The organism is Dactylosporangium aurantiacum (genome assembly GCF_000716715.1).
In the GTDB taxonomy this organism is placed as follows: Bacteria; Actinomycetota; Actinomycetes; order Mycobacteriales; family Micromonosporaceae; genus Dactylosporangium; species Dactylosporangium aurantiacum.
Map to the genome: position 1 here is coordinate 347,337 of NZ_JNYJ01000001.1, position 12,323 is coordinate 359,659.

11 protein-coding genes are annotated in these 12,323 nt (G+C 74.2%); 9 read left to right on the forward strand and 2 right to left on the reverse strand.

What is annotated here, in order from left to right; translation table 11 throughout:
* Positions 1-57 precede the first annotated feature (57 nt).
* Complete coding sequence (locus tag OP18_RS01590) at positions 58-897, forward strand: MHYT domain-containing protein (RefSeq protein ID WP_052386063.1); 840 nt, start codon at positions 58-60, stop codon at positions 895-897.
* A gap of 9 nt (positions 898-906) precedes the next feature.
* On the opposite strand, the gene OP18_RS01595 is transcribed toward OP18_RS01590, so the two are convergent.
* On the reverse strand, positions 907-2,022 hold the full coding sequence (locus tag OP18_RS01595) for a LolA family protein (protein WP_033356781.1): 1,116 nt from the start codon (positions 2,020-2,022) through the stop codon (positions 907-909).
* A gap of 98 nt (positions 2,023-2,120) precedes the next feature.
* Here OP18_RS01595 and OP18_RS01600 point away from each other — a divergent pair, with 98 nt between their 5' ends.
* The 7 genes from OP18_RS01600 (at position 2,121) to OP18_RS01630 (ending at position 10,768) form a co-directional block, all read left to right on the forward strand.
* Positions 2,121-2,780 carry a response regulator transcription factor gene (locus tag OP18_RS01600; RefSeq protein WP_033356782.1) on the forward strand — a complete coding sequence of 220 codons (660 nt, stop codon included), beginning with the start codon at positions 2,121-2,123 and terminating at the stop codon, positions 2,778-2,780.
* A gap of 58 nt (positions 2,781-2,838) precedes the next feature.
* Positions 2,839-4,182 carry a sensor histidine kinase gene (locus OP18_RS01605; RefSeq protein ID WP_033356783.1) on the forward strand — a complete coding sequence of 448 codons (1,344 nt, stop codon included), beginning with the start codon at positions 2,839-2,841 and terminating at the stop codon, positions 4,180-4,182.
* 18 nt (positions 4,183-4,200) lie between these two features.
* Positions 4,201-4,785, forward strand: coding sequence for a MerR family transcriptional regulator (locus tag OP18_RS01610; RefSeq protein ID WP_063745400.1), 585 nt, complete (start codon positions 4,201-4,203; stop codon positions 4,783-4,785).
* A complete protein-coding gene (locus OP18_RS01615) occupies positions 4,782-7,370 on the forward strand; it encodes a VIT domain-containing protein (RefSeq protein WP_043787141.1) in 2,589 nt (862 codons plus the stop codon). Before OP18_RS01610 ends, OP18_RS01615 begins: the two co-directional genes overlap by 4 nt.
* Positions 7,371-7,499: 129 nt before the next feature.
* Complete coding sequence (locus OP18_RS01620) at positions 7,500-8,081, forward strand: phosphatase PAP2 family protein (RefSeq protein WP_033356784.1); 582 nt, start codon at positions 7,500-7,502, stop codon at positions 8,079-8,081.
* Positions 8,082-8,244: 163 nt separating this feature from the next.
* The gene (gene thrS, locus OP18_RS01625) at positions 8,245-10,224 is read left to right on the forward strand and encodes a threonine--tRNA ligase (protein WP_389249430.1); all 1,980 of its coding nucleotides are present in this window, start codon (positions 8,245-8,247) and stop codon (positions 10,222-10,224) included.
* Positions 10,225-10,303: 79 nt separating this feature from the next.
* A complete protein-coding gene (locus OP18_RS01630) occupies positions 10,304-10,768 on the forward strand; it encodes an HIT family protein (protein WP_081970202.1) in 465 nt (154 codons plus the stop codon).
* 27 nt (positions 10,769-10,795) lie between these two features.
* Here OP18_RS01630 and OP18_RS59435 read toward each other — a convergent pair whose 3' ends face one another.
* Positions 10,796-11,812, reverse strand: coding sequence for a hypothetical protein (locus OP18_RS59435; protein ID WP_211273403.1), 1,017 nt, complete (start codon positions 11,810-11,812; stop codon positions 10,796-10,798).
* Between the two features lie 37 nt (positions 11,813-11,849).
* Here OP18_RS59435 and OP18_RS59440 point away from each other — a divergent pair, with 37 nt between their 5' ends.
* On the forward strand, positions 11,850-12,323 hold the full coding sequence (locus OP18_RS59440) for a GNAT family N-acetyltransferase (RefSeq protein WP_033356787.1): 474 nt from the start codon (positions 11,850-11,852) through the stop codon (positions 12,321-12,323).

Sequence of the window (12,323 nt, forward strand, 5' to 3'; positions counted from 1 at the left end):
CAAACCCGCACAAGCTGTGCGACCCGCACCCCTCGTACGCTGGCTGAATGAGCGACCGTGGAGCACTTCGCCTACGGCGCGATCACCCCCGCGCTCGCCCTCACCCTGTCGTTCCTCGGCTGCCTGCTCGGCGTCTTCATCGCGGCCCGTTCCAGGGCGTCCAGCGGCGGCAGCCGGGCCCGGTGGCTGACCCTGTCGGCGGTCGCGATCGGCGGAGCGGGCACCTGGGTGCCGCACTTCATGGCGCTGCTCGGCACCGACGTTCCGGGTTCGGTGGTGCGGTACGACGTGCCGATCACCGCGCTCGGGTTCGGCATCGCGGTGGTGGTGTACTGCCTGGGCCTGTACATCGTCGGCTTCGGCCGCCCGACGCTGTGGAAGGTGCTGCCGGCGGGCGTGGTCACCGGACTGGGCCTGGCCGCGGTGTACAGCACGGCGCCGCTGGCGATGCGGGTGGCCGGGACCGTCGGCTACGACCCGGCGACCGCGCTCGCCGCCCTGGTCGCGGCGGTGGTCGGGGCGACGGCGACGCTGTGGTGCGCGGCCGCGGTCCGGGGCAACCGGGCGCTGGTCGTCGCCGCGGCGATCATGGCGGTGGCGGCGTGCAGCACCCACTACGCGGTGCTGTTCGCGGTGCGTGTGCAGCCCGTCCCGCCGGCCGCCGAGGTCCGCGGCGCGCCCCCGCTGGAGCTGCTCACCCCGGTCTGCGTCCTGGCGTGCGTGCTGCTGAGCGTGCTGGCGTACACGACCGTCGGGTTCTCCGTGCGGCAGAACACCGCGTCGGAGGAGGAGCTGCTGCGCCGGGCCCGGGACATGTACTCGGTGGCGACGCTGCACCGGGCGGTGGCCGCCCGGCACGAGGAGAGGGACCGCGGCGGGGCCGCGGTCCCTCAGTGACGCCCCGCCTTACTTGAGGGCGGCTGCCGGGTCGGCGGCCACCTGCGACAGGCGCTCCGGGCTCACCGCGCCGGCCAGGACCCGGCCGTCGTCGGTGATCAGCACGCTGAACAGCTTGCTGTTGAACGTGCGGCCGCCGTTGCCCAGCGGGAGCTGGTCGATGGCGTCCTGGACCTGCTTGGCCTCCGCCGGGTCCGTGGTCGCCTGCGCGGGCTGCCCCGTGCGCATGACCAGGACCGACGTCCAGCCGGTGCCGATGACCGCGCGCTTGGGCTCCGCGCCGGTCGCGTGCTGCTGCTCGCCCGCGGCGCCCTCGGCCTTCGCCGGGTCCGCCTCCTCGACCTTGGTGCCGGCCGGCGGGTTGAACACGAACTGGGAATCGTCCGGGCGGGCGAAGCTCACCTGCGTGAACGCCACCTCGAACGCCGGGTTGGCGTCGCCCTTCGCCAGGACCTGGACGCGCAGCGGCAGCTTCTCCTGCGCGTCGATCGCCAGCCGGATCTGGCCGATGAGCGACGCGGTGTCACGCGGGCGCAGGACGAGCTCGTACGCGTTGCGGCCGGCGATCTTCGCCGAGTTGCCGATCGAGACCTGCGTGGTCGGGTCGATCGCCTTGAGGGCGAGGTCGGCCGCTTCCTGCGGGCTCTTCGGCAGCTCGCTCGGGACCGCGGCCGGGCCCTTGCCCGCCGGGTCCTCGCCGGTGCTCCTGTGGTGCTGCGCCGTGCCGGACTTGCTGTTCCAGGTCCAGGTGTCGGCGCCGTTGTGGATGATGTCGCTCTGCCCCTGCGTGCCCAGCAGCGACACGCGGGCCTTGTCCGGGCCCGAGTACCACACGCGCAGGGTGTGCTTGCCCGACACGAGCGACGTGAGCTCCGAGCTCTGTCCGCCCAGCAGGGCGGGCAGGGCCGGCAGGCCCAGGTCGGCGCGCTCCACGACCGTGCCGGACAGGCCGTCCAGCTGTGCGGTCTGCAGGTCGACCAGCAGCTGCGCGGCGGTGCGCGGCGGCAGGTCCGGCTCGGCGGCGACGGCGAGGGTCTTTGCGGCCACGCCCGCACCTACCACCGTGACCGCGGCGAGCGCGGGCACCGCCCACCGTAGGACAGGTCGTGACGTGAACTTCGACATTGGGTACACCTCCTGCCGACCATGGTGCTCGGGGTCGGCTGTGACATCGCTGAGACCGCCTGTGCGTTCCCACAGCACAGCGTGCCACGCTGGTGCCCGTGCGGCTGCTGGTGGTTGAGGACGAGATTCGGATGGCGGGCGCGCTGCAGCGCGGCCTGCAGGCGGAGGGCTTCGCCGTGGACGTGGCCGGCGACGGGCCGACGGGCCTTGAGCTGGCCAGACACGGCGGCTACGACGCGGTGATCCTGGACATCATGCTGCCCGGCCTGTCCGGGTACCGGGTGGTGTCGGCGTTGCGGGCGGAGAAGAACTGGGTGCCGGTGCTCATGCTCTCGGCGAAGGACGGCGAGTACGACCAGGCCGACGGCCTCGACTGCGGCGCCGACGACTACCTGACCAAGCCGTTCTCCTATGTGGTGCTGGTCGCCCGGCTCCGGGCGCTGCTGCGCCGGGGCGCGCCGGAGCGGCCGAGCGTGCTGACCGTGGGTGAGCTGACCCTCGACCCGGCGCGGCGGCGGGTCACCAGCGGCGGCGAGGAGATCGTGCTGACCGCCCGGGAGTACGCGCTGCTGGAGTACCTGATGCGCCGCCCGGGACAGGTGGTGTCCAAGACGGAGCTGCTCGACCACGTGTGGGACGCGAGCATCGACACGGCGCCGAACGCGGTCGAGGTGTACGTCGGCTACCTGCGGCGCAAGCTCGGGCGCGACGTGCTGGAGACGGTCCGCGGCGCCGGCTACCGGCTGCGTTCGGCATGAACGGCCCGCGGCGCGCAGGAAGCATGAACGGCCCGCGGCGCGGCGGAGCGGAGGAAGCATGACCTGGTGGTCGCGGTTGTCGTTGCGGGGCAGGCTGGTCCTGCTCGGCACGAGCGGGCTGGTCGTCGGGCTGGCGATCGCCGGGGTGGCGATGGCCACGGCGATGCGGTACAGCTTCCGCGGGACCCTGGACCGCTCCGCCGACACGACCGCCGGCGAGATCGCGGCGCTGCTGCAGGAGGGCCAGACCCTGCCGTCGCCGCTGCCGGCCCCGGCCGGGCAGGTCGTGCAGGTCCTCGATCAGCAGCACCGGGTCGTCGCCGGCGACCGCAACGCCGACCTCCTCGTGCCGCTGCTGCACGAGGACGAGATCGCCAGGGCGCGGCACGGGCGCATCACCGTGCCCGGCGACCGCGCGCTGCAGCCGGACCCGCTGCGGGTGACGGTCCGGCAGGTCGAGGACGGGCGGTTCGTGGTCGTCGCGGTGCCGCTCGGGGACTACAACCGCAGCCTGGAGCTGCTGCGCACCTCGCTGTGGGTGACGTACCCGGCCCTGGTGGCGATCCTGGTCGCGATCGCCTGGCGGGTCGTCGGCCAGGCCCTGGCGCCCGTCGACCGGCTCAGCGCGTCCGCGGAGCGGATCACCGGCGCGGCCACCGACGAGCGGCTGCCGGTGCCGCCGTCCAGCGACGAGATCCAGCGCCTCGCGGTGACGCTCAACCACATGCTGGACCGGCTCGCCACGACCCGGGCCAGGCAGCGCTCGTTCATCGCCGACGCCGCGCACGAGCTGCGCAGCCCCCTAGCCAGCATGCGCATCCAGGTCGAGGTGGCGCAGAAGCTCGGCGACTGGCAGGCCGTCGGTGACGACCTGCTCACCGACCTCGACCGGCTGCAGCGGCTGGTCGACGACCTGTTGCTGCTGGCCCGGGCCGACGAGCGCGACGGCCGGCGGGTGGCGCGCGAGCCGGTGGAGATGCAGAGCCTGCTGACCAACCTGGCGAAGCGGTACCCGAGCGTCACCGTCGAGCCGGCCGGGGAGTCGCTGTGGGTGGAGGGCGAGCAGGACGCGCTGATCAGGGTCGTGCTCAACCTCGTCGACAACGCGGTGCGGCACGCCCGCAGCCGGGTCGTGCTGCAGGCCGAGTCGCAGCGGCAGGAGGTCGTGGTCACGGTCACCGACGACGGGGAGGGCATCCCGGGCCCGCTGCGTGAGCGGGTCTTCGACCGGTTCACCCGCCTCGACGACGGTCGGGCCCGCGACGCCGGCGGCACTGGCCTGGGCCTGGCGATCGTGCGGGAGCTGGTCCGCCGGCACGGCGGCACGGTGCGGCTGCTCGACGCGCGGCCCGGGGTGCGGGCCGAGGTGCGGCTGCCCCGCTTTGTTGACAGTGTCATGTGACAGTGTCATGATTGCGGGGTGACCGCGACAGGATGGACGCTCGACGAGCTGACGGCACGGGTTGCCGCCGCGCTCGAGGGCACCGCCTACGCGGGCGCACCCAACGGACGGGTGCGCGACGTTCCCGACGCCCGTGCCATCCGGTGGTATGCGACGATCGGTCTCGTCGACCGCCCGACCATGCGGGGGCGCACCGCGCTGTACGGTCCGCGACACCTCGCGCAGCTGGTGGCGATCAAACGCCGCCAGTCGGAGGGCCGGCGGATCGCCGACATTCAGATCGAGCTCGCCGAGGCACCCGACGACGTCCTGTGGGAGATCGCCGACCTGCCCCGGCACGAACGGACCCGCACCAGGTTCTGGACCGAGCCGCCCGCACCGCACACACCACCACCGGCGCCACCGCCCGCACTGCTCAGCGGGGTGCCGCTGGGCGGTGACGTGACGCTGCTGCTGCCCGGCACGCCTGGACCCGACGACGTGGCCGCGATCCAGGCGGCCGCCCAGCCGCTGCTGGACCTGCTGGCGGAGCGAGGGCTGACGCGTGCAGCGACGCGGCAGCCGCAGCGCGATCCGAGCCCCGAGCGAGGGAGTGTGCAATGAGAGTCGCCACCATGAGCGAGGCGGAGGCCCTGCGGGTCGCCGCACCGAAGGACGACGCCGGTCTCGGCGCGCTGCGCACCGAGCGGGGCAACCTGCCGCTCGACCGGATCGACGTCCGCACCGCCATCACCGGGCTGGTCGCGCGGATCGACCTCACCCAGGAGTTCGTCAACGTCCACGACGAGCCCCTCGAGGCGACCTATGTCTTCCCGCTGCCCGACCGCGCCGCGGTCACCCGCATGGCGATGACCGCCGACGGGCGGGTCGTCGAGGCGGAGCTGCAGGAGCGCGGCGCCGCCCGGGAGACCTACGACCGGGCCGTCGCCGCCGGCCGGCGCGCCTCGATCGCCGAGGAGGAGCGGCCCGACGTGTTCACCATGCGGGTCGGCAACATCCTGCCCGGCGAGCGGGTCAGCGTGGCACTGTCACTGGCCGGGCCGCTGTCGTTCGAGGACGGCGAGGCCACGTTCCGGTTCCCGCTCGTCGTCGCCCCCCGCTACATCCCCGGCAGCGCCCTCGACGGTGACAGTGTCGGGGTCGGGCACGCCCTGGACACCGACGCCGTGCCCGACGCGTCGCGCATCACGCCGCCGGTGCTGCTGCCCGGGTTCCCCAACCCGCTGCGGCTGAGCATCGAGGTCGACATCGACCCGGGCGGGCTACCGCTCGGCGAGGTCCGCTCCAGCCTGCACACGGTGCGGCGGACCGGGCAGACCGTGTCGGTGCTGCCGGGCGAGCGGGCCGACCGCGACTTCGTGCTCCGCCTCGCCTACGGCCCCGGCGAGGCCGGCCTGGCGCTGGTCCCCGACGCCACCGGCGATGAGGGCACCTACCGGCTGACCGTGCTGCCGCCGCGGACGCAGGCGCCGCCGAAGCCCAAGGACGTGGTGCTGCTGCTGGACCGCTCCGGCAGCATGGGCGGCTGGAAGATGGTCGCCGCGCGCCGCGCCGCCGCGCGCATCGTCGACACGCTCACCGTCGACGACCGGTTCGCCGTCCTCGCGTTCGACGACCGGGTGGAGACGCCCGCGTCGCTGCCGTCCGGCCTCGCCGACGGCACCGACCGGCACCGGTTCCGCGCCGTGGAGCACCTGGCGCGGGTCGACGCCCGCGGCGGCACCGAGCTGCTCCAGCCGCTCATCGACGCGTTGAAGCTGCTCGAGCCGGCGACCGGCCCGGCGACCGGCCCGGCGACCGGCGCGGCGACCGGCGCGGCGACCGGCGCGGCGACCGGCGCGGCGACCGGCGCGGAGGAGGGCGCGGAGGAGGGCGCGGGGGCCGCCGGCCGTGACCGGGTCATCGTGCTCGTCACCGACGGCCAGGTCGGCAACGAGGACCAGATCCTGCGCACCGTCTCCACCGCGCTGCGCGGGGTGCGGGTGCACACCGTCGGCATCGACCAGGCCGTCAACGCCGGGTTCCTCGGCCGGCTCGCGATCGCCGGCGGCGGCCGCTGCGAGCTGGTCGAGAGCGAGGACCGCCTCGACGAGGCGATGGACCGCATCCACCGGCGCATCGGCGCACCCGTCGCCAGCGGCGTCACCGTCACCGCCGAGGGCCTCGACCTGATCGACGACACCCGGGCGCCGGCCCGGCTGCCCGACGTGTTCCCGGGCGTGCCGTTCGTCGTCACCGGGCGCTACCGCGGCGCGGGTGAGGGCACGCTCACCGTCGCCGGCACCATGCGCGACGGCACCCCCTGGTCGAGCACGGTCACCGCGGCCCGGCACGACAACCCCGCGCTGACCGCGATCTGGGCCCGGGCGCTGCTGCGCGACCTGGAGGACGCCTACGTCTCCGGCCTCGCCGGCGGCGACGAGCTCGAGCGGCGGATCACCGGGATCTCGCTGCGGTTCCAGGTGCTGTGCCGGTTCACCGCGTATGTCGCGGTCGACAAGCGGGTCGTCACCGAGGGCGGCGAGCCGCGCCAGGTGGTCCAGCCCGTCGACCTGCCGGCCGGCTGGGAGCTGCCGGTGGCGGTGCCCCCGCCGCCGCTGCACCCGACGTCGATGCCGTATGCCGCGCCGGCCGCCGCCCCGATGTACAGCAGCACCGCGGCGGGCGGGCCGCCGCCGATGATGCCGCCCATGCCGTCGGCGCCGGCACCCGCGCCGCCGATGATGCCGCCGCCGATGCCGGCCGCGCCGGTGACCGGTGCCCCGCAGCCGCAGCGCCGGTCGGTGGGCTCCGTGTTCCGGCCAGGTGGCGGCGGCACCACGCGGGCGCTGCGCGGCAAGGGGGCCGTCCGGCCGCAGGCACCGGCGGAGCAGCCGTCGGTGGAGGCGGAGCGGCAGCGGGCCGACGCGGCGGAGCTGCGCGAGCTCGCGGCCGGCGAGGCGCGGCGGCTGCGCGAGGCCGAGGACCGGCCCGACTTCGAGCGCCGCGAGCTGCTCGAGGACCTCGGGTCGCGGCTGACGGTGCTCGGCATCGGGGTCCTGCGGGCCCTCGCCGAGCGGCTCACCCCGGCGGCGATCGCCGCCCGGCCCCTCGACGAGCTGTGGCGGGAGGTCCTGGCCGAGCTCGACGCGGGGGCCGGCGCCGGCCACCGGCCGCCGACGAGCCGGGGCGCGTTCTGGAAGCGCTGACCGGCTGAGACGGGCAGCCGGCCGATGTGCTCGTACGGGGGAGTGCATCGGCCGGCGCCTCTGCCTGTGCCAGGGGTGCCGGCGTGGCCGCGCCGCGCCGGCCGGGACCGGCGCGGGTACCGTACTGCGGTGATCACCCAGCGCCTCGCCCGAGCCGTCACCGAGCTGCTCGCCCCGGCGGTGCTGGTGTCGGTGCTGCTCGTGCTGCTGGCGGTGCACGGCGCGCCGAGCGTGGCGCGGGGGCTGCTGCTCGGGGTGGTCGCCGCGCTGTTCGAGAGCGTGCTGCCGTTCCTGTACATCCTGCGCGGCGTGCGCCGCGGCGACCTGACCGACCACCACGTCGGCGACCACCGGCAGCGGCGGGGGCCGCTGCTGGTCGGGCTCGCCTCGGTCACCGTCGGGTTCGTGGTGCTGCTCGGCCTGCACGCGCAGCGCGAGCTGCTGGCCGCCGTGGTCGCCGGCGGGGTCGGGCTCGTCGTCGCCGCCGTGGTCAACCACTGGTGGAAGATGTCGATCCACACCGCGGTCGCCGCGGGTGCCCTGGTCATCCTGGTGCTCGTGTACGGCTGGCCGCTGGCCGCCACCGCCCCGCTGGTCGCCGCGGTCGGCTGGTCGAGGGTGGCGCTCAAGGACCACACCGTGCCGCAGGTCGTCGTCGGCGCGCTGGTCGGCGCCGCGGTCGCCGGCGGCGTCTTCGCCGGCCTGCGGTGACCCCGTGCCGCCCCCGGCCACCGTGGCGCGGGGGCGCGGACCCGGACGGCCCGGCGGCGCGGGGCGTCGCGGCGGGCGGGGTGTTCTGCGCCCCCCGGCGGCGCGGCGGATAGAGTTCGGGGGAATCAGACCTCTTCACGCTTGGGAGCAGACCGTGTCCACAGTGCGCTCGAATACCCTCGTGGTCACGGCCGGCACGACCGCCGCCGCCGCGGTCGCCGAGGCCGGGCTGCCGACCAGCGGACCGAAGGCGATCGTCGTGGTCCGTGAGGCCGGTGGCCGGCTGCGCGACCTGGACTGGACGCCGGAGCAGGACACCGAGGTCGAGGCCGTCGACCTGTCCTCGCCGGACGGGCTCAACGTGCTGCGCCACTCGACCGCGCACGTGCTCGCCCAGGCGGTGCAGGACCTGTACCCGGAGGCGAAGCTCGGCATCGGGCCGCCGATCGAGCACGGCTTCTACTACGACTTCCAGGTCGACAAGGCGTTCCACCCCGAGGACCTGGACAAGCTCGAGAAGCGGATGCAGGAGATCATCAAGTCGGGGCAGCGGTTCCGGCGGCGGCGGTTCGAGTCGGTGGAGCAGGCCAAGGCCGAGCTGGCGGACGAGCCGTTCAAGCTGGAGCTGGTCGACGTCAAGAGCGACGTCGACACCAGCGAGGTGATGGAGGTCGGCGGCGGCGAGCTGACGATCTACGACAACCTCGACGCCCAGTCCGACAAGGTCTGCTGGTCCGACCTGTGCCGGGGCCCGCACCTGCCGACGACCCGGCTCATCCAGGCGTTCAAGCTCACCCGCACCGCCGCCGCCTACTGGCGCGGCTCGGAGAAGAACCCGCAGCTGCAGCGGGTCTACGGCACCGCCTGGCCGACCCGTGACGCGCTCAAGGAGTACCAGAAGCTCCTGGAGGAGGCGGCCCGCCGCGACCACCGCAAGCTCGGCGCCGACCTGGACCTGTTCAGCTTCCCCGAGGAGATCGGCTCCGGCCTCGCGGTCTTCCACCCCAAGGGCGGCATCATCCGCCGGGAGATGGAGAGCTACTCCCGCCAGCGGCACGAGCAGGCCGGCTACGAGTTCGTGAACACGCCGCACATCAGCAAGGCGCACCTGTTCCAGACGTCGGGTCACCTGCCGTACTACGCCGACACCATGTTCCCGCCGATGGAGATGGAGGGCGCGGAGTACTACCTGAAGGCGATGAACTGCCCGATGCACAACCTCGTGTTCCGGGCCCGCGGCCGGTCCTACCGTGAGCTGCCGCTGCGCATGTTCGAGTTCGGCACCGTGTACCGCTACGAGAAGTCCGGCGTCGTGCACGGCCTCACCCGGGTCCGGGGCCTGACCCAGGACGACTCGCACATCTACTGCACCAAGGAGCAGATGCCGGGCGAGCTGCGCGGGCTGCTGCAGTTCGTGCTCGACCTGCTGCGCGACTACGGTCTCGACGACTTCTACCTGGAGCTGTCCACCCGCGACGACTCGCCGAAGTTCATCGGCGAGGCGGCCGAATGGGAGGAGGCCACCGAGGCGCTGCGGGCCGCCGCCGTCGAGTCGGGGCTGGAGCTCGTGCCGGACCCGGGCGGCGCCGCCTTCTACGGCCCGAAGATCTCGGTGCAGGCCCGCGACGCGATCGGCCGGACCTGGCAGATGTCCACCATCCAGGTGGACTTCAACCAGCCGAAGCGCTTCGCGCTGGAGTACCAGGCCTCCGACGGCACCCGGCAGCAGCCGGTGATGATCCACCGGGCGCTGTTCGGCTCGATCGAGCGGTTCTTCGGCGTGCTCACCGAGCACTACGCGGGCGCGTTCCCGGCGTGGCTCGCCCCGGTGCAGGTCGTCGGCATCCCGGTGCGCGGCGACCACGCCGACTACCTCGCCGAGTTCGCCGCCCGGCTGCGCCGGGAAGGCATCCGGGTCGAGGTCGACGCCTCCGACGAGCGGATGCAGAAGAAGATCCGCACCGCGCAGCAGCAGAAGATCCCGTTCATGGCGATCGCCGGCGACGACGACGTCAGCGGCGGCACCGTGTCGTTCCGCTACCGCGACGGCTCGCAGCGCAACGGCGTCGCCCTCGACGAGGCCGTCGCGCACGTGGTGGACGTCGTGCGGTCCCGCACCAACGTGGGCCCCACCGCGGCGTGACCGGGTACCCCACAGGGAGCGAGGAGGCGGCGTGACCGGCACCCCGGACGACCTTGAACGGCTGTGGACGCCACACCGGATGGCCTACATCAAGGAGGACCGGGCCGGCGACCACGACGAGCCGACCGGGTGCCCGTTCTGCCGGGCACCCGGCCTGCCGGACGAGGACAGCCTCGTCGTCGCCCGGGGTGCGCTGGTGTTCGCGGTGCTCAACCTGTACCCGTACAACCCGGGTCACCTGATGGTCTGCCCGTACCGGCACGTCGCCGACTACACCGACCTGACCGCCGAGGAGACGGTGGAGCTGGCGACGTTCACGCAGACCGCGATGCGGGTGATCCGCCGGGCCAGCGGCGCGCACGGCTTCAACCTCGGCATGAACCAGGGCTCGGTCGCCGGCGCCGGCATCGCCGCGCACCTGCACCAGCACATCGTGCCGCGGTGGGGCGGCGACACCAACTTCATGCCCGTCGTCGGCCGCACCAAGGTCCTGCCGCAGCTGCTCGGCGACACCCGCAAGCTCCTCGCGTCCGTCTGGGAGTGACCGCGCGACCGCGGTGACGGTCGAGGGTCACGACAGGTGCGCCACCGCCTGGAACGCCGGGTCGTGGCGCTGCCTGGCCCTGCCCCGGCCGCCCGCCCAGCCGGCCGCGGCCGCCTTCAGGTCCTCGGCGGCGGTGGACTCGCCGTCGACGTAGCAGTGCAGGGTGCGCCGCCCCGCCGTGGTCTCCTGGGCGACCAGCTCACCGTCGCCGTGCAGCGCCATTTCCAGCGGGCCGTCCTCGAACGCCCGCAGCGCGTCGAGGGCGTCCCCGGTCGGCAGGCCGGTGCCGGGGTCCGCCTCGTACGGCAGGGTGAGCGCGACGTGCGTGTCGAACCGCGGCCAGCGCACCGCCCGCAGCGGCCGCTGCGCCATCCCGGTCAGCGGGGCGCCGCCGGCCTCGGCCGTGAACACCACCCAGGTCGGCTCGCGGTACTGCTCGCGCAGCGCGTCGACGGCGGCGGCGAGCTCCTGCGGGTCCCGGGCGCCGGCGGGCTCGTCGGCGCTGATGTCGACCCCACCGACCCACAGCTCGACGCCCTCCTCACCGAGCAGCCAGTCCAGGGCGAGGAAGATGATCTGGCCGCGGACCGGCTCCGGCAGCTTGCGGAACATCGGGTGGTACCCGATGACGTCGATCGCGGCGGAGTGCTCGTCGGCGCTGAACGCGAAGCGCAGCAGTCCCAGGTCGAGCCGCGCGCCGGCGATCTCGATCGTCGCCGACAGCGTGTCGGGGTCGGGCTGGCGGGCGGTGTGGAACTCCCACTCCGGGTCCGACGCCGGGGCGAGGGCACCCCAGCGGGCCGCGACGGCGCGCAGCGCCGGGTTGCCGCCGGGGGAGACGACCAGCGCGTGGCTGGCCGCCCGGCCCTTGCTGAACTCCCAGGTCAGGTCCTTGTGGATGGCCGCGACCCGCTTGCTGATCTGCGGGGTCAGCGGCTCGAACCCGCCGGTGGCGATGGCCGCGGTGACCGCGGGACGGATCGTCGGCCACCAGGCCCAGAACTCCACGACCGGGTCCTGTTTCCTGCCCCGCGAGAAAATCATGCCGCGCAGTGTAGGCGGGCCTGCGAAGGTGGGCGTCGTGCGAGTGGAGGAGTACCGCGGCGACCGGGCCGGCATCCGGTGGCTGTTCGAACTGGCCGAGGACTCGGCGGTCGAGCTGGACGGGTATCTGGGCGACGGCGCGGTCCTGGTCGCGTGGGACGGCGGGCGCCCGGTCGGGCACCTGCAGCTCGTCGCCGGCGCCGACCCGGACAGCGCGGAGATCAAGAACATGGCGGTGGTCGAGGACCGGCGCGGGCAGGGGATCGGCGCGGCGCTGGTCCGGGCCGCGGTGGGCCGTGCCACGGCCGAGGGCCGCCGGGTGGTGCTCGTCGCGACCGGCGCCGCCGACGTCGGCAACCTGCGCTTCTACCAGCGGCAGGGGTTCCGGTTCCGCAGCGTCGAGCGGGACGCGTTCACCCCGGCGTCCGGGTACCCGGCCGGGATCATGGTCGACGGGATCGAGCTGCGCGACCGGGTGTGGCTGGACCGGGAGCTCCAGCCACACCCGTGA

Excerpts from the sequence above, each read along its gene's own strand:
- OP18_RS01630 (WP_081970202.1), top strand. The coding sequence starts at position 10,304 with ATGGCCTACATCAAGGAGGACCGGGCCGGCGACCACGACGAGCCGACC.
- OP18_RS59435 (WP_211273403.1), bottom strand. The coding sequence starts at position 11,812 with ATGATTTTCTCGCGGGGCAGGAAACAGGACCCGGTCGTGGAGTTCTGG.
- OP18_RS01595 (WP_033356781.1), bottom strand. The coding sequence starts at position 2,022 with ATGTCGAAGTTCACGTCACGACCTGTCCTACGGTGGGCGGTGCCCGCG.
- OP18_RS01605 (WP_033356783.1), top strand. The coding sequence starts at position 2,839 with ATGACCTGGTGGTCGCGGTTGTCGTTGCGGGGCAGGCTGGTCCTGCTC.
- OP18_RS01615 (WP_043787141.1), top strand. The coding sequence starts at position 4,782 with ATGAGAGTCGCCACCATGAGCGAGGCGGAGGCCCTGCGGGTCGCCGCA.